The sequence below is a fragment of the Vibrio gigantis genome, assembly GCF_024347515.1.
GTDB classification, from domain to species: Bacteria; Pseudomonadota; Gammaproteobacteria; order Enterobacterales; family Vibrionaceae; genus Vibrio; species Vibrio gigantis.
The window spans coordinates 2,821,220-2,837,476 of sequence record NZ_AP025492.1; the positions used below are offsets into that span (position 1 = coordinate 2,821,220).

The 16,257-nt window shown below is 44.6% G+C and carries 14 protein-coding genes; 6 read left to right on the top strand and 8 right to left on the bottom strand.

Features of this window, described 5'->3' with window-relative positions:
- Window positions 1-560: 560 nt before the first annotated feature.
- Window positions 561-2,033, top strand: coding sequence for an aminoacyl-histidine dipeptidase (locus tag OCV56_RS12515; RefSeq protein WP_086715280.1), 1,473 nt, complete (start codon window positions 561-563; stop codon window positions 2,031-2,033).
- A 136-nt stretch (window positions 2,034-2,169) separates the two neighbouring features.
- Here the strand turns inward: OCV56_RS12515 and OCV56_RS12520 are convergent, their stop codons facing one another.
- Window positions 2,170-2,709, bottom strand: a complete 540-nt coding sequence (locus OCV56_RS12520; protein ID WP_086715282.1) for a DUF3332 domain-containing protein — start codon at window positions 2,707-2,709, stop codon at window positions 2,170-2,172.
- Window positions 2,710-2,981: 272 nt separating this feature from the next.
- Here OCV56_RS12520 and OCV56_RS12525 point away from each other — a divergent pair, with 272 nt between their 5' ends.
- A complete protein-coding gene (locus OCV56_RS12525) occupies window positions 2,982-4,028 on the top strand; it encodes a succinylglutamate desuccinylase/aspartoacylase family protein (RefSeq protein ID WP_017060792.1) in 1,047 nt (348 codons plus the stop codon).
- A 173-nt stretch (window positions 4,029-4,201) separates the two neighbouring features.
- Here the strand turns inward: OCV56_RS12525 and OCV56_RS12530 are convergent, their stop codons facing one another.
- On the bottom strand, window positions 4,202-4,519 hold the full coding sequence (locus tag OCV56_RS12530) for a DUF3622 domain-containing protein (protein ID WP_017056240.1): 318 nt from the start codon (window positions 4,517-4,519) through the stop codon (window positions 4,202-4,204).
- Window positions 4,520-4,872: 353 nt separating this feature from the next.
- Between OCV56_RS12530 and OCV56_RS12535 the strand changes: the two genes are divergently transcribed.
- Entirely contained in the window at window positions 4,873-5,880 is a 1,008-nt protein-coding gene (locus OCV56_RS12535) for an adenosine deaminase (protein ID WP_086715284.1), read from the top strand.
- A gap of 88 nt (window positions 5,881-5,968) precedes the next feature.
- Here the strand turns inward: OCV56_RS12535 and OCV56_RS12540 are convergent, their stop codons facing one another.
- Window positions 5,969-7,153, bottom strand: coding sequence for an NnrS family protein (locus tag OCV56_RS12540; RefSeq protein ID WP_086715286.1), 1,185 nt, complete (start codon window positions 7,151-7,153; stop codon window positions 5,969-5,971).
- Window positions 7,154-7,460: 307 nt separating this feature from the next.
- On the opposite strand from OCV56_RS12540, the gene OCV56_RS12545 reads away from it, so the two are divergent.
- Window positions 7,461-8,015, top strand: a complete 555-nt coding sequence (locus OCV56_RS12545; protein WP_086715288.1) for a gamma-glutamylcyclotransferase family protein — start codon at window positions 7,461-7,463, stop codon at window positions 8,013-8,015.
- Between the two features lie 81 nt (window positions 8,016-8,096).
- Here the strand turns inward: OCV56_RS12545 and OCV56_RS12550 are convergent, their stop codons facing one another.
- Complete coding sequence (locus OCV56_RS12550) at window positions 8,097-8,429, bottom strand: tRNA-binding protein (RefSeq protein ID WP_050711729.1); 333 nt, start codon at window positions 8,427-8,429, stop codon at window positions 8,097-8,099.
- A 197-nt stretch (window positions 8,430-8,626) separates the two neighbouring features.
- Here OCV56_RS12550 and OCV56_RS12555 point away from each other — a divergent pair, with 197 nt between their 5' ends.
- Window positions 8,627-9,625 carry a substrate-binding domain-containing protein gene (locus OCV56_RS12555; protein ID WP_086715290.1) on the top strand — a complete coding sequence of 333 codons (999 nt, stop codon included), beginning with the start codon at window positions 8,627-8,629 and terminating at the stop codon, window positions 9,623-9,625.
- Window positions 9,626-9,846: 221 nt separating this feature from the next.
- Here OCV56_RS12555 and galM read toward each other — a convergent pair whose 3' ends face one another.
- From galM to galE, 4 genes are all read right to left on the bottom strand, one after another.
- Window positions 9,847-10,926, bottom strand: a complete 1,080-nt coding sequence (gene galM, locus OCV56_RS12560) for a galactose-1-epimerase (protein WP_086715292.1) — start codon at window positions 10,924-10,926, stop codon at window positions 9,847-9,849.
- A 112-nt stretch (window positions 10,927-11,038) separates the two neighbouring features.
- A complete protein-coding gene (galK, locus tag OCV56_RS12565) occupies window positions 11,039-12,199 on the bottom strand; it encodes a galactokinase (RefSeq protein ID WP_086715295.1) in 1,161 nt (386 codons plus the stop codon).
- 225 nt (window positions 12,200-12,424) lie between these two features.
- On the bottom strand, window positions 12,425-13,477 hold the full coding sequence (locus OCV56_RS12570; RefSeq protein WP_086715296.1) for a UDP-glucose--hexose-1-phosphate uridylyltransferase: 1,053 nt from the start codon (window positions 13,475-13,477) through the stop codon (window positions 12,425-12,427).
- Window positions 13,478-13,705: 228 nt separating this feature from the next.
- Window positions 13,706-14,716, bottom strand: a complete 1,011-nt coding sequence (gene galE / locus OCV56_RS12575) for a UDP-glucose 4-epimerase GalE (RefSeq protein WP_086715297.1) — start codon at window positions 14,714-14,716, stop codon at window positions 13,706-13,708.
- 393 nt (window positions 14,717-15,109) lie between these two features.
- Here galE and ebgR point away from each other — a divergent pair, with 393 nt between their 5' ends.
- The gene (gene ebgR / locus OCV56_RS12580; RefSeq protein ID WP_086715300.1) at window positions 15,110-16,093 is read left to right on the top strand and encodes a transcriptional regulator EbgR; all 984 of its coding nucleotides are present in this window, start codon (window positions 15,110-15,112) and stop codon (window positions 16,091-16,093) included.
- Window positions 16,094-16,257: the final 164 nt, after the last annotated feature.

A 16,257-nucleotide genomic window follows, 5' to 3' on the forward strand; every position in this document is an offset into this window, starting at 1 on the left:
GTTACATGCTTACGGTATTAGTAACCAAAGCTTGTAGGGTATGCAAAGTTGCTAGTGTAAACAGAGCTGTTAAGCCAGAACATTGCAGATGGTAAACCTTTCATAACTATCACCTTAATAAATCAATAAAAAACGAATTTGATTTCTCGGTTCCTTGGAGGCGATAAAACGGACTCATCCTTTGAGCATTTACTCTTCATCTCAGAAGTTGGTTATTAATATACCTCAAAGAAAAAAGATTACAAGTATTTTTTGCTACGCGTCACACTTTTGGCTAATTCCGGTTATTTTACAAACCCGATTATGTAATTAAATTACAAAATTGAATTAAACAAACGTTTGCCTGTGCTATTTATAAGCATCAAGGCGCCTAATTATGATCAGATAGACAAGATCGCTTTCAAAATTTGAGCTATTTGAGGTTTAGAAGCGCTACTCGTCAAAACACTCAAGTGGTATGCTGTTGCCATCAAAACAGACCCATATTTTAGTTTTTTGTTCTAGGTTTTTATCTATACAAAACCTAAATATATGGTTATCAAATAAAAAAGGAGTCATCCGTGTCTGAATTCCATTCTGAGATCAGTAAATTATCCCCTGCCCCTATCTGGCAGTTCTTCGATAAAATTTGCTCAATCCCACACCCTTCTAAGCATGAAGAAGAGCTTGCTCAATACATTATTGCTTGGGCAACAGAGCAAGGCCTAGACGTACGTCGTGACCCAACGGGCAACGTATTCATCAAGAAGCCTGCAACGCCGGGTATGGAAAACAAAAAAGGTGTGGTGCTACAAGCTCACATCGATATGGTTCCACAAAAGAACGAAGACACAGTTCATGACTTCGCTAAAGATCCAATCCAACCATACATCGATGGTGAGTGGGTTACAGCAAAAGGCACAACGCTTGGCGCTGATAACGGCATGGGCATGGCTTCTTGTTTGGCAGTTCTTGCTTCAAACGAAATCAAGCACGGCCCAATCGAAGTTCTACTAACAGTAGACGAAGAAGCAGGCATGACAGGTGCTTTCGGTCTTGAAGCGGGTTGGTTAGAAGGCGATATCCTTCTTAACACCGATTCTGAGCAAGAAGGCGAAGTATACATGGGTTGTGCTGGCGGTATCGACGGTGCAATGACATTTGATGTGGCACGTAACGCGATTCCTGCTGATTTCGTAACACGCAAGCTAACGCTGAAAGGTCTTAAAGGCGGTCACTCTGGTTGTGACATCCACACAGGTCGTGCAAACGCGAACAAACTGCTTGCTCGCTTCCTAGCGGGTCACGCGAAAGAGCTAGACCTACGCATCGTCGAATTCAAAGGTGGTAGCCTACGTAACGCGATTCCTCGTGAAGGCTTCGTAACGGTTGCAGTACCTGCTGCAAACCAAGAGAAACTTGCTTCGCTATACAACTACTACACAGAGCTTCTTTCAACAGAGCTAGGTAAAGTAGAAGATAGCATTGTGACTTTCAACGAAGAAGCTTCGGTTGAAATGGGCGCCCTAGCAGCAGCTGACCAAGCTCGCTTCATCGCAGCACTTAACGCGGCACCAAACGGTGTGATCCGCATGAGTGATGAGATCGAAGGCGTTGTTGAAACATCTCTAAACGTGGGGGTTATCACAACTGAAGAAAACTCAATCACAGTGCTTTGCCTGATCCGCTCTCTTATCGATTCTGGCCGTAGCCAAGTTGAAAGCATGCTGAACTCAGTTGCGGAACTAGCAGGCGCGAACATCGAATTCTCTGGCGCTTACCCGGGTTGGAAGCCAGACGCTGATTCAGAAATCATGCACATCTTCCGCGACATGTACGAAGGTATCTACGGTCACAAGCCAAACATCATGGTTATCCATGCTGGTCTTGAGTGTGGTCTATTCAAAGAACCTTACCCGAACATGGACATGGTTTCTTTCGGCCCTACTATCAAGTTCCCTCACTCTCCAGACGAGAAAGTGAAGATTGATACGGTTGAACTATTCTGGAACCAAATGGTTGCGCTATTAGAAGCAATCCCAGAAAAAGCATAGTTCGAGCTATTATGTTGTCGATAGATAGGATTTCGCGGTAAACACTATCCATCTACACAAAATAAAACAGGTACTCAATGAGTACCTGTTTTTGTATCTAATCTTTGTAATCAACTAGTTGTGACTAAAGAAACAATTAAGCGCGTGAAGCCGCATAGCTTTCTAGCTCATCAATTGAAGTTTGTGCAACCACTTCGCCATCGATGAAGTACGTCACCATCTCGCCATCGCGAACACCGATTAGCGTCGCTCGCTCACCTGATTGGTACGTAATGTCCATTTGGATGGTGTTTTCATCAATCTGCTGCATCTGACCTTTTTCGATCATATTTACATTAGTGATTGGACCTACAGGCGCTTCCGTTAGAGACGGGTCTAGCTGATGGTTAATATCAAGGTAAGTATCAACCTTAGTATCAAAGATATGTGGTGCCCCCGTAAGTGGGTTGCTACCTGTCCAGAATTCTAGAGAGTTAAATACTAGGTAATCCGCAGCAACGGTTAGACCGTACGCCGGTGCCAACAGTAAGTTTAAGCCGCCACGTGCGTAACGGTTATCAACGGCTTTAAGGTTGAACTTCATTAGGTAACCCGTTACTGCGTTGCTACCAACACAGCCAGACAAAGCAACAGATACCACTGCAAGTGCTACAACTTTTGAAATTGTTTTTTTCATTTTCATCTCGATATTTGAAATTGGCCGCCAAAAAATGGCGATGGATAATAGCAAGTACAAAAAACACAATTATCAGAGTTAAATCAATAAATTGTCAGAAACCTTACAAATAAAAAGCGTATTCCAAACAGGCTACCATCCATGGAATACCGTTCACCACACCCTTCCACAAAAAAGTTTTGTCGTTACCGTAAACCGATTGATTCGTACTAAAAATCAACGATTGCTACATTCCGTGTTAACGAATTATCACCATGTTGAGAACAACCTAAATGGCAAGACTAAAACCTAATCAACCATTCGAATTACTTGGTTATACTGTTCAGCCAGGACAGCGAATGGAGATTGAACTGCAAGCGGCTCAGCTTTACACGCACTCTCCACTTTCGATCCCGATTGAAATTATTCACGGTCGCCAAGCAGGCCCGACACTGATGGTAAATGCGGCTATCCACGGCGATGAGCTAAACGGTGTTGAGATTGCACGACAACTAACGAATGCGATTGATCCAAAGAAACTGAAAGGGACATTAATTGTTGTGCCTATCGTTAACGTGTTCGGCTTTATTCATAAATCTCGTTACCTACCAGACCGTCGCGATCTAAACCGTTGCTTCCCTGGAAGTGAGAAAGGTTCACTAACATCACGCATCGCTTACACCTTCTTCGAGAATGTGGCAAAGCACTGTGATTATATTCTAGATCTACACACGGGCGCGATTCACCGTACCAATCTGCCACAGATTCGTGCAAACCTATCGAATCCTGAAACACTGCGCATCGCAAAAGCGTTCGCAACGCCTGTGATCATTGATTCTCCACTGCGTGACGGCTCACTTCGTAGCGAAGCGGAAAAACTTGGTATCCCTGTATTAACTTACGAAGGTGGTGAAGCGCTGCGTTTTGATCACCTAGCAATTCGTGCAGGTTACCTTGGCGTGCATCAAGTGATGAAAGAAATCGGTATGCTACGCCCTAACCGTAAGAAGTTGCCAGAGCCAGTATTGAGTAAGTCCACCAGCTGGATCCGCGCTGAGTCAGACGGCATTTTGCGTAACATGGTAAGACTTGGCGAACAAGTTGAAGCAGGGCAAACTCTGGCTTACATCAGTTCTCCGCTAGGTCACCAAGAAGGCCAAGTGATCACGACCAAAGGTGGTATCGTGATTGGTCAGCAGACTCTTCCTTTGGTAAACGAAGGTGATGCTGTGTTCCACATAGCTTACTTCAAGCAAGACGATGAAGAAGTGGGACAATCAGTAGAGAGCTACATTGAAGAAGTAGCAGAAGACGATTGGCTAACAGCTCTAAACAACTGATTAAAGATTAAGAGATCGACGTCAAAAGCGACAAGCTAAAGCCGTCGATCTTAAGCAAAATAGAAACGAACTCCACAAACGAAAAAGCCCCAATATAGGTGACTATATTGGGGCTTTTTTTATAAGTCCCTTATCTTAAAATTAAGGGAACTATAAATTAATCGTGCACTGAATTACTCAGCGTCTTCTTGCTCTTCTGCACGAGCTTTAGCGCGCGCTTCACGTGCTTGCTCAGCTTTAAGCTCTTTAGTGTGACGTAGTTCGTCACGCTCTTTACGCTGCTCTGATTTACGCTCGTTACGTTCTGCTTGGTTTGCGATGAAAGATGCTAGCTCTTTCTCTGCCCACTCTTGTGCTAGAGCTTCAGTTTCGAAACCAGACTCACGCTTAGATACTGTTGTGCTGCGAGACGTTACTTGACGAGTAATCTCTGCACACCAACCGTTGCGTTTTTCTGTAAGGCGGATATCAAATTTTTTGTTCTTAGACATGTTCTATTTTTTCCTAAGGGAGATCATTAAGGGATCGGTCAACTTTGATAACTCCATCTAAGTGAGCATCTTTTAACACCATCCCTTGGTAAGCGCGGTATTAGAGCACAAATCAATGAATATTGCTGCAAATATTTGCAGCGGATCACACTCCAATGCTGCAAATCGTTTGCGCCTGATTTCAACTAGTTCATAACTCTCTATTCACCACCAACTTGTGCCCTATTTTATCGACAGCAATGAAATGGACTATGCTCAAACAGAGATAAATGAAAGAGATACCGGCTTGCTCAGGTTATAGACTCTACCGTCTCACCTACTCCGCCCATAATTAAAATAGCTAAGGAGTTGCTATGGATAGCTTCATCAAACACTTACCGAAGGTTGAGCTGCACTTACACATAGAAGGTACGTTAGAGCCAGAGTTGATGTTCCAACTCGCCAGGCGCAATAACGTGTCGATCCCCTTTGAGAACCCAGAACAAGTGCGAGACGCATACCAGTTCCACAATCTACAGTCCTTTCTCGATATCTATTACCAAGGCGCTAACGTACTGATTCATGAACAGGATTTTTATGACCTCACTTGGGCTTATCTGTTGAAGTGCCTACAAGATAATGTGGTCCATACTGAGATATTCTTTGATCCTCAGACTCACACTGAGCGTGGCATTGCCTTTGAGGTCATAGTAACTGGTATTACTCGAGCACTCGACCAAGCTACACATGAACTTGGAATAAGCAGCCAACTGATCATGTGCTTTCTGCGCCATCTTGATGAAGACAGCGCTTTTGAAACGCTTAAACAAGCCCTTCCCTTTAAAGATAAGATTATTGCCGTTGGACTAGATTCATCAGAGCAAGGCAACCCGCCGGAGAAGTTTAAACATGTCTTTCAAGAGGCGATCAACCAAGGGTTCCTGACCGTAGCGCACGCCGGAGAAGAAGGCCCAGCACAAAATATTATCGACGCATTAAGCTTATTAGGCATTACCCGAATTGATCATGGCGTTCGCTGTGTTGAAGATGAAGAACTGATGGAGCAGCTAATAGCCAAACGCACACCGCTGACAGTCTGCCCGCTATCAAATACTAAGCTCAAAGTCTTTGATAACATGCAACAGCACAACATTGTTGAACTGCTCCGAAAAGGGTTGTGCGTCACCATCAATTCAGATGACCCCGCTTACTTCGGCGGCTATATGAATGATAACTTCCTCGCCGTCGCCAATGCTCACTCGTTAACGAAAAGCGAATTAGCGCAGTTCAGCATTAACGCAGTAGAAGCGAGCTTCATCTCCCCTCACGCCAAAGAAGACCTCATTACCCAAATACGCCAATATCTTGCAGAGAATAGTTAATGATTTATTGGAGTGAGCGCACTTTTCAACACGATCAAAAAAGGGAAGTTCAACGCTTCCCTTTTTTAATCAATAGACTGAAATTCACTTAGCCCGGGTGACCATCCACTCTTGGAGTTAACAACATCATTCCGAACTTCCAGATAAACAAACCAAACGCCAGCGTCCATAAGCCTGCGCTGATGTTCACCATCTCAAACAAGTAACCTGGGAAGAAGGTGACACCTAAGCTACGTACTAGCGCTGCCACAAAAATTGCAGAGAATGCTAACGCCATGCTTGGTCCTTTGTAGATAGCACGGCCAGTGTGCCCCATGGTCACGCGCGTAATCATCGCAAGAATTAATCCACTCAAACCGCCAACCGCAAACAAGTGCAGCATATTGTGGCTCGCGAACGGGTTGTCTAATAAACCTCGTAGCAGCAAGCTGAGAGGGATACATAAGTAAGCCGCATGCAGTGACCACACCAAGGGTTCAGACAAGGTTGTCCAAGGTTTCCAGCGGATAAAGCGCACCAACTGAGTCACACCTGCAAATACCATCAACTCATTACCGACTTGAGCAAAGCTCAGTGGGAAGAAGCTCAACACAAATAAGCCAACCAAAGGTAGATTCGCTAGCCATTCCAACCAAACCAATGGCTGTGCTTTTTCAAAATCAAAACGACGCGCAGTGAAGAACGGGATCACTCGTCCACCCATCACTGATAGCAGCAAGGTAAACCACCACAACATAGCCTGCCAAACTGCAGACGATGGGAATGGAGGCATGCCCTTAATAGTCGCATAACTAGCAAAGTTCGCTACGATAGCCAATATAAACAGAGGTACAAAGAACAGGTTCTTCCACCCCTTTGACTTCACGACACGAAAGCCAATCTCGTAGGCGGCGAAAACTAAGAACAACGCCTCAACCGACGAGATCAGCCATAACGGTGCGGGTGTCCAAAATAGAATACGAGGAGCTAGCCATAAGCCAACAAGGGCAGCTAACCGATAGTGCTTAGTTCCGTTTACTCCCGTCCACGTTTGTACCGCCGTTAACACAAAACCAACCACGATCGCCATTGAGAAACCAAATAGCATTTCATGTACGTGCCACCAAAGTGCCGGTACTTTTAGCATTTCTGGCTGACCGTTTTGGAACATGATGACCCAAGCCACAATCGCGATCACAGCATAGAGACTGCCTAAAAAGAAGAAAGGTCTAAAACCTAAACGAAGATATGCAGGAATCGCATCTTCTACACTTTTATCTGTGATATTTAACAAACTCGTTCCTCATTTCAGATAACAAGCCAAGCATGGCTTCTGGGAATTGCTATGTATTAGCTAAATTCGTGATGCAGTAATTTTTACTGCAATATTGCTTTCAACAATGCACGAAGCGCGCCAAACAAAGAAACCTTTTAAAAACAACAAAAAACACACTTTTCGAAGCTAAAAAAGAGTCAATTAAACACAACACAAAGAGTCAATTTGACTTCTGAGTGTGTAAAAATAAAAACGGCTGACTTTTGATGAAACGACACATATAGTAAGACTAGACTTAAATGGAAGAACTCAGACAAGGAATGCGATGTATATTTTTGGTTATGGTAGCTTAATCAACTCATCTTCACGCCAACTTACCGGTCAGACTGGGCAAGCGATCCCTGCGATTGTTCATGGCTTAATTCGCTATTGGAGTAAAATCGATGACAGCTATGTTCTATCACCTTTGGTCGTGAATCTCGGCGAAGGACAAGTGAATGGTGTTTTGCTGGAGGTGGATGATATTGCACTGGCTGAGTTTGATCGCCGTGAACGTGGTTATCACCGAATCGAATTAAAGTCCTCTCAGATAGAAAGCCAAAACGAGTTCAAGCAGGACCAATCGATCTGGGTTTACATTAAAGACGAGATTGAAGCACCTTGCGAAAACAGCCCTATCGTTCAAACCTATGTCGACACGGTATTGGCAGGATGTTTAGAAGTGTCTGAAAGCTTTGCTGCTCACTTTGTTAGACACACACAAGGTTGGCACCACCCATTAGAAAATGATCGCCACCAACCTAAATACGGCAACCTTGCTGGGGTTTCCGATCATCACCACAGTGTGATTGATGGTTTAATACTGACCGTACGCAGCTAGTTGATCCTGGATAACTAATTGATCTACAAAGCTAGTTAATTTAGGTTGGTAAGTACATTAACTCACCAACCTAAAGCGAGCTTAAACGACTCGAATACCTGCTGGCATCGCACGTTCAGGGGTCAGCAATACACTTTCGGATTCATCTTCCGTTTCTGCACATAACAACATGCACTCAGAAGTGTGGCCTCTCATCTTCGCCTTTGCTAGATTGCACAAAACAACAACCTGCTTACCCATCAACTCTTCTTCTGTGTAATAAGGTACTAGGCTAGTCACTGTTTGTAGCGTCTTCTCACCCACATCCACTTGCACGATGTAAAGCTTGTCTGCGTTTTCATGACGCACAACCTCAATGATCTTACCCACACGCATTTCTAACTTAGCAAAGTCACCATAAGAGACTGTATCCATTTCTCACTTCCTATATTGATTTATTTTTACCCATCAAATTATTTACTAAAATTGAGTAAAATGTAAATGTTTACACTAGCATTAAGCCTAATAATTACAAGCGGTAAAGATCTCATTACTGGAAGTAAAATGAGAGTTTCATTGCCTTGCACTCATTGTCGGTGTTAAATAGATGCAGCAATATATAGAGGTTAAAAATGGCAACAATTAAAGATGTAGCAAAGGAAGCTGGTGTTTCTGTTGCAACCGTATCTCGAGTGATCAACAAGTCTCCCAAGGCGAGTGCAAGCTCGGTAGAGTCTGTAACTAAAGCGATGTCTAAACTCGGCTATCGCCCGAATGCCAATGCTCGTGCACTAGTAAGCCAAAGCACTAACACTGTTGGTGTATTAGTCGGTGACATCTCCGATCCCTTTTTTGGCACGCTGGTTAAAGCGGTCGATAATATCGCTCGTGAAAATGGAAAGCATATTCTCGTAGGCAATGGTTCACACGATCGTGAAGAAGAGAGGAAAGCGATCGAATTACTGATCAACAGCCGTTGCGACGCCTTGGTGATTCACTCAAAAGGCCTCACCGACGAAGAACTGATCGCCTATGCAAAAGAAGTCAAAGGCTTAGTACTGATCAACCGTTATATTGCCGAGATTGCCAACCGTTGTATTTTCTTAGACAACAAGAAAGGCGCGTATCTTGCGACGGAATATCTGATCCGCCATGGTCATAAGAACATCGCCTGTATCGCCTCATCACACAACATTGAAGATGCCGATGAGCGTGTTCAAGGTTACTTAGCGGCGCTCTCAGACTACAAAATAGCGCTATCTGAAAGCTATATTGAATTCTCGGCTCCCACCAGTGACGGTGGCGAATACGCCATGACCAACCTTTTGACTAAATCACTGCCAATCACCGGTATTGTGGCCTACAACGATTATATGGCAGCAGGGGCTTTATCTGTCCTTGATGAAAACGGTATTCAAGCGCCAGACAAAATGTCGATCATCGGTTTCGACGATGGCTTGATTGCCCGCTATGTTCATCCAAAGCTAACCACTATTCGTTACCCAATTCAGATGATGGCAGAGAAAGCGACACGACTCGCGTTGCACTTGGCCAAAGGTGAAAGTACCTCAACTGAGCCAATGATGTTTTCTCCAACTCTGGTGCGCCGTAATTCGGTAGAAAAAGCCTAAAATCTAAGTTCTGGTCAACTCGCCGAACAGCAAAAAAAGCCCTAACAGAATCGCTTCTGTTAGGGCTTTCCTACCTTACTCTTATCCCCAACAATCGCGCTTAATAAATCACACTCTTGTTGAGAGCCACTTTTGCTCATCCCCCAAGAACTACGCGATAGTTCACATCGTTCTATTCACAAACAAAAGACATTGGCGTAACCGCTTTGAGCTAGAGCGTACTAGTTTGAAGAATCCCCCGAAAATTCAAACTGGTAACAGGTACGGTAGCTATATTCTTGTTCAGGCTTGAGAATACAACTATCCTGCTTCCACTCTGGGTGGTTAGGAGAGTCAGGTAAGAACTGGGTTTCTAGCGCCAAACCCGCGTAATCTTCATAGCTGCCACCACTTCGATTTGGTGTACCACCAAGCCAGTTTCCAGTGTATAGCTGCATCGCAGGTTTGGTTGAAAATACTTTTAGTGTGACTAGGGCGTCCGGTGACGTTACGGTAGCTGCGCATTGAGTTCGCTTACAGCCGTCAGCCAATAAAAAAGAGTGGTCGTAACCCTTTGCTGCTTTCTGCTGTTCATCACCCAACAAACGCTCTGAGATCATCATAGGCTGATTGAAATCAAAGCTGGTCGATTTCACCGATTTAAGGTTGCCTAACGGGATACCTACCGAATTGGTCGGTAAGAACTGATTAGCATTAATACTCACAATGTGTGACAAGCAATCATGTCCGGCTTCTGCGCCAAGTAGATTGAAGTACGCGTGATTCGTTAGGTTGACCACAGTTGGCTTGTCTGTAGATGCAGAATAATTAATAGAAACTCGATTATCTTCGGTGATGTCATAACGCACCGACACATTCAAATTACCCGGAAATCCTTGGTCGCCATCAGCAGACTCTAAATTAAACACCACTGACGTTTCGCTTTGCTCGGCAATATTCCAACGGCGTTTATCAAAACCATTCGGACCACCATGCAAGGTATTGCCCGCTTGGTTGGTTTCCAGTTTGTAGTTCTGGCCATCAATTTTGAAACGACCATTAGCAATGCGGTTAGCATAGCGACCAACTGTGGCCCCCATATAACTGGCTTGCTTCTCGAAGTTATCCATTGAATCGACACCCAATAGCACTTCTCGTCTGTTTCCTTTTACTGGCAAGATACAGCTCAACCACGTTGCGCCAATATCCATGAATGTCACTTCCATGCCGTGTGTATTCGACAGCGTGACAAGCTGAGCAGGTTGGCCATCATAGGCTGCTGTTGCTGTCATGGATTGATGCAGGTTCTGCGTTTGTGTCATTCTAAATTCCTTCCACTGCCAGTAAAAAGCCTCTACGTTAAGGTAAAGGCTTTAGTATTTGGCCTACCATGATCTTTTTCGTTGGTAAGCTCTATATTAAGTCTCGAAACAGCTAGATTACTTCAACTAAGCCCGCGCCGTCTTTCGCTTGGCACACATAAATCGATTCTTTTAGGCCCGTCGCTGCCTGATATTTCTGCTCAACGGTTGTTTTGATTTCATCAACCAATGCAGGTGGAGCCAATGCCACGATGCAGCCACCAAAACCACCGCCCGTCATACGAACGCCGCCTTGCTCTCCGATCACTTCTTTAACCATATCCACCAGCGTATCAATCTCTTTAACCGTGATTTCAAAGTCATCACGCATTGATGCATGCGATTCTGCCATCAACTCACCCATACGTTTCATATCATGAGTGCGCAGAGCTTGAGCCGCTTCAACGGTACGGTCATTTTCGGTTATCACGTGACGCGCACGTTTCGCAACCATCTCATCTAACTCAGACTCTTTCGCTTTGAACTGTTCAATAGTCACATCACGAAGTGCTGGAACACCAAAGATACGAGCCGCTTCTTCACACTGTTCACGACGTGTATTGTATTCGCTGTCGACTAAGCCGCGTTTCTTGTTCGAGTTGATGATAACTACAGCCATATCTTCAGGCATTGAAACCGCTTGAGTTTCAAGGCTACGACAGTCCAAAAGCATGGCATGGTTTGCTTGGCCTTCCGCCGAGATCATTTGGTCCATGATGCCGCAATTACAACCCACAAATTCGTTTTCCGCTTGCTGACCGTTCAGCGCCACTTCTGCTTGCGTGATCTCTAGGTTATAAAGCACCTTAAATGTTTGACCAATGACCACTTCCAGTGCCGCAGAAGAACTTAAACCCGCGCCTTGAGGAACGTTACCCGTTACAGAGATATCTGCACCTGTAAATTGAAAACCACGACCTTTTAAGCACTTCACCACACCACGAATGTAGTTAGCCCACATCTTGTCTTGTTGGAAGGTAATCTCTTGCGTGATATCGAATTCATCTACCGCATTATCGTAGTCCACTGATACTACACGTACGATGTTGTCGTCACGTTTAGCCGCTGCGACTACCGTTTGGTAGTTAATGGCACACGGTAGAACAAAACCGTCATTGTAGTCAGTGTGCTCGCCAATCAGGTTCACACGACCTGGTGCTTGAACGATGTGAGTCGCTTGGTAACCAAGGACTTGCTCAAAAGATGCTTTCACGTTTTGGATTAGATCAGACATAAGTAAACTCTCTGCTTAAACTCTTTGTTCAATTGGTTATGGCCCCTTCATGGCACCACTTTAATTCTTTTAGATTCCCTATCTCGTGCGCCCCTTACGATAGGAAATGACAACACAGCTTTTAAAATCCTAGGTATTTAAGCTCCTAGGTTTCTTACCCGTCGTCATTCCAGAATAGAGAGACGAGATATCAGGAATCTCACTTGTTATTTACTAAGCAGCGTATTACTGCTCTTTGTAGTGAACGTCACTCAAATCACGAAGACGTTGCGCCGCTTGTTCTGCGGTCAAATCGCGTTGCGATTCCGCCAGCATTTCGTAGCCCACCATGAACTTACGAACTGATGCACTGCGTAGTAGCGGCGGGTAGAAAAGCGCGTGCAGTTGCCAATGGTCGATGTCGGTGCCTTCTTCAAAGAACGGCGCATAGTGCCAACCCATTGAGTAAGGGAATGAACACTGGAACAAGTTGTCGTAACGGCTCGTCAACTTCTTGATCGCCAGTGCCAAGTCATCACGCTGCTCGTCAGTCAGTTCACTCATACGGCGAATGTGCGTTTTTGGCAGCAACATAGTTTCGAATGGCCACGCTGCCCAGTAAGGCACTACAGCAATCCAATGTTCCGTTTCAACCACAGTGCGTGAGCCATCTTTCATTTCAGCTTCAACGTAATCCACTAATAGGTTTGAGCCCTGTTGCGCGAAATATTCTTTTAGAAGCTTTTCTTTACGTTCAATCTCGTTTGGTAAAAAACTGTTCGCCCAAATTTGGCCGTGTGGGTGAGGCTGAGAGCAGCCCATGGTCTCACCCTTGTTTTCAAATGCTTGAACCCATAGGTACTCTTTACCTAACTCTTCTATCTGCTCATTCCAGGTATCAATCACACCACGAATTTTGTTCACCGGTAGTTCCGGCAATGTTTTGCTGTGGTCTGGCGAGAAGCAGATAACGCGGCTCAGCCCTCGAACACCTTGAGTCTTAAATAGAGGATTGTCAGACTCTGGAGCGTCAGGCGAGTCAGGCATCAACGCCGCGAAATCGTTACTAAATACATAAGTGCCGTCGTAATCTGGATTTTCGTCGCCCGAAATACGCGTATTGGTTGGGCACAAGAAACACTCTTTCTCGTACGCAGGAAGCTGCGCTGTCGATGGTTTTTCGTCTTGCCCACTCCAAGGGCGTTTTGCTCGGTGCGGTGATACTAAGATCCACTGACCCGTTAATGGGTTATAACGACGGTGCGGATGGTCTACTGGGTTAAATTCAACTTTTGACATACTTACATTGCTCTTAATTTTTGTGTCTTGGTCAATTCACCAAGACGAATAATTCTTCTACAAGGAGATTCCCTATTACGCTCGTTCCTCGCTGTAGGGAGTGACGTTCAGAAATCGTAGTTTAAAATTCGTCATTCCAGAACCGAGGGACGAGATACCTGGAATCTCTCTTAATCTGCCTTCCCCAAAGGAATTGGAGTTGCAGCTAGGCAACTTCGATTACCCAGGCTAGTAGCCGTTCGGGTTATTCGACTGCCAGTTCCACGTATCCGCCGTCATTTCCATCACGCTACGCGTCGCCTTCCAGCCCAGTTCGCGCTCAGCTTTTTCTGTGCTTGCCCAACATTCGGCAATGTCACCAGCGCGGCGTGGGCAAAGTTCATAAGGAACAGGCTTACCCGATGCCTGTGCGAAGGCTTCAACCATCTCAAGTACACTTGAGCCTTTGCCCGTACCTAGGTTGTAAATGTGTAGGCCAGCCTTCTCGCCAACCACTTTCAATGCAGCTACGTGGCCATCCGCTAAATCCATCACGTGAATGTAGTCACGAACGCCTGTGCCATCGACTGTTGGGTAATCGTTTCCAAAAACAGCCAGTTTTTCACGACGACCAACAGCTACTTGAGCAATAAACGGCATTAAATTATTTGGGATACCTTGTGGATCTTCACCCATGGTGCCCGATGGATGTGCGCCTACTGGGTTGAAGTAACGCAATAAAGTCACGCTCCAATCGTTCTCCGCGTTGAATAGATCGCTTAAGCACTCTTCCACCATATACTTGCTGCGACCATAAGGGTTGGTGGTTGCGCCAGTTGGTGAAGTTTCAGTAATTGGCACTACTTCTGGATCACCATAAACAGTAGCCGAAGAGCTAAATACGATGCTTTTCACACCCGCTTTCTTCATGCATCGAGCTAACACTAGTGAACCATTGACGTTGTTATCGTAGTACTCCAAAGGCTTAGCCACCGACTCCCCTACCGCTTTCAGGCCAGCAAAGTGAATCACCGCTTGGATATCGTTTTCCGAAAACACGCTATCTAGAAAAGATTGGTCACGAATGTCGCCAAGATAAAACGTTGGGCGCTTGCCAGTTAACGATTCGATTCGTTCCAGCACTAGCTCTTTGCTGTTGCAAAGGTTATCAACAATGATCGGATCCATACCTGCCTGTATCATTTGAATGCATGTATGACTTCCGATGTAACCCATGCCGCCCGTAACCAGTACTTTCACAATCAACCTCTCTTTGTCGTCATTCGTGGGCTAACTCGAACTGACATTCAGCTCAGTAGCACCGTATGCCAGAAATAGTAGCAGCCATTTTGACTATAATTCTGTGATCAAAACCACGAAGTGTAAACGTTTACACTCACTTTCATCATTAGTGCTGATCATGGCATAGATGAAATGTATAACCGCTAACCTCTAATTCATTGAATTTTAATAAGATAATTATAGATAGTTAGATTTGAGACATCACAGATGAGTTGAGCATTTATTTTACTAAAAGTTAATGCAATGACTTCCAGTTTGATTACAATAGGTCTGTAGAATAAAGAGGTGCATTGCTTTTTTACTAAACATCAATTTCAAAGCAGCGCAATGTTCCAATAACAGGAAGTGAGTATGGCAACGTTAAAAGATATCGCGACTGAAGCGAATGTATCATTGGCTACAGTTTCAAGGGTTCTCAATGAAGATCCAACATTAAGCGTCAAGGAAGAGACCAAAAGGCGTATCTTTGAAATTGCAGAGAAGTTGGAATACAAAACCAGCAGCTCACGAAAAACCGTTAGCAGTAAGAAGCAGAACCATCACTTCCTTGCCTTGTATAACTACAAGCAAGAAGCGGAAGTTAACGACCCTTACTATCTATCGATTCGCCACGGGATTGAAACCCAATGTGAAAAGATGGAGGTTAAGCTAACCAACTGTTATGAAAGTAAAATACAAATAAACTCAGCGCCAATTACAGGTGTTTTGTTGGTAGGAAGAATGACACCAGAGGTTATCGAACAAGCCAAAAAGCTGAGCGATAATATCTGTTATGTTGATTTTACTGATCACTCAGAACCTTATGACTCTGTCGATATCGACCTGGCTTTGATCAGTAAAGAGATCACCAACTTCTTTATCAACCAAGGCTACCAACGCATCGGTTTTATTGGTGGGCAAGACGACATCAATACCCCAGATATTCGCGAAGTGGCCTTTGCTGAATATGGCAGCCTCAAGAGCGTTGTCAGTGAACAAGATATCTACCGCGGTGATTTCTCTAGCTCTTCAGGTTACAAGCTTGCAAAACAGATGCTCGCGACTGGCGACTACCCTAAAGCCATGTTTATTGCATCAGATTCCATCGCAATTGGCGTTTTACGAGCAGTTCATGAACACGGATTAAACATTCCTGAAGATATTGCGCTGATTAGTGTAAATGACATCCCAACAGCTAAATTTACCTTCCCATCTTTATCGACAGTTCGTATTCACTCTGAACTAATGGGAATTCAAGGCGTTAACCTGCTGATCGAGAAAGTTCGCGACGGTCGAACTATCCCATTACGCGTCTATGTACCAAGCAAACTCAAGCTGCGCGATACAACAAAATAATCAGTAATATCAAATAAATACATTAAGGCCACCTTTACTAAAGGTGGCCTCTTTTGTGCCTGTCAGATACATCAATGTACACATATCCCCCCGTTTAACCTGCTTCATAAATCAGCTAATAGCATTCTTTTAAGTGGATCACACAGCACCGTAAAAAGACCTTA

What these genes read in the sequence shown, in the direction of transcription:
- OCV56_RS12530 (WP_017056240.1), bottom strand. Translation starts at nt 4,519, where the DNA reads ATGTCTAAGAACAAAAAATTTGATATCCGCCTTACAGAAAAACGCAAC.
- galM (WP_086715292.1), bottom strand. Translation starts at nt 10,926, where the DNA reads ATGACACAAACGCAGAACCTGCATCAATCCATGACAGCAACAGCAGCC.
- OCV56_RS12545 (WP_086715288.1), top strand. Translation starts at nt 7,461, where the DNA reads ATGTATATTTTTGGTTATGGTAGCTTAATCAACTCATCTTCACGCCAA.
- OCV56_RS12555 (WP_086715290.1), top strand. Translation starts at nt 8,627, where the DNA reads ATGGCAACAATTAAAGATGTAGCAAAGGAAGCTGGTGTTTCTGTTGCA.
- OCV56_RS12525 (WP_017060792.1), top strand. Translation starts at nt 2,982, where the DNA reads ATGGCAAGACTAAAACCTAATCAACCATTCGAATTACTTGGTTATACT.
- OCV56_RS12520 (WP_086715282.1), bottom strand. Translation starts at nt 2,709, where the DNA reads ATGAAAAAAACAATTTCAAAAGTTGTAGCACTTGCAGTGGTATCTGTT.
- OCV56_RS12570 (WP_086715296.1), bottom strand. Translation starts at nt 13,477, where the DNA reads ATGTCAAAAGTTGAATTTAACCCAGTAGACCATCCGCACCGTCGTTAT.
- OCV56_RS12550 (WP_050711729.1), bottom strand. Translation starts at nt 8,429, where the DNA reads ATGGATACAGTCTCTTATGGTGACTTTGCTAAGTTAGAAATGCGTGTG.
- ebgR (WP_086715300.1), top strand. Translation starts at nt 15,110, where the DNA reads ATGGCAACGTTAAAAGATATCGCGACTGAAGCGAATGTATCATTGGCT.
- OCV56_RS12535 (WP_086715284.1), top strand. Translation starts at nt 4,873, where the DNA reads ATGGATAGCTTCATCAAACACTTACCGAAGGTTGAGCTGCACTTACAC.
- galK (WP_086715295.1), bottom strand. Translation starts at nt 12,199, where the DNA reads ATGTCTGATCTAATCCAAAACGTGAAAGCATCTTTTGAGCAAGTCCTT.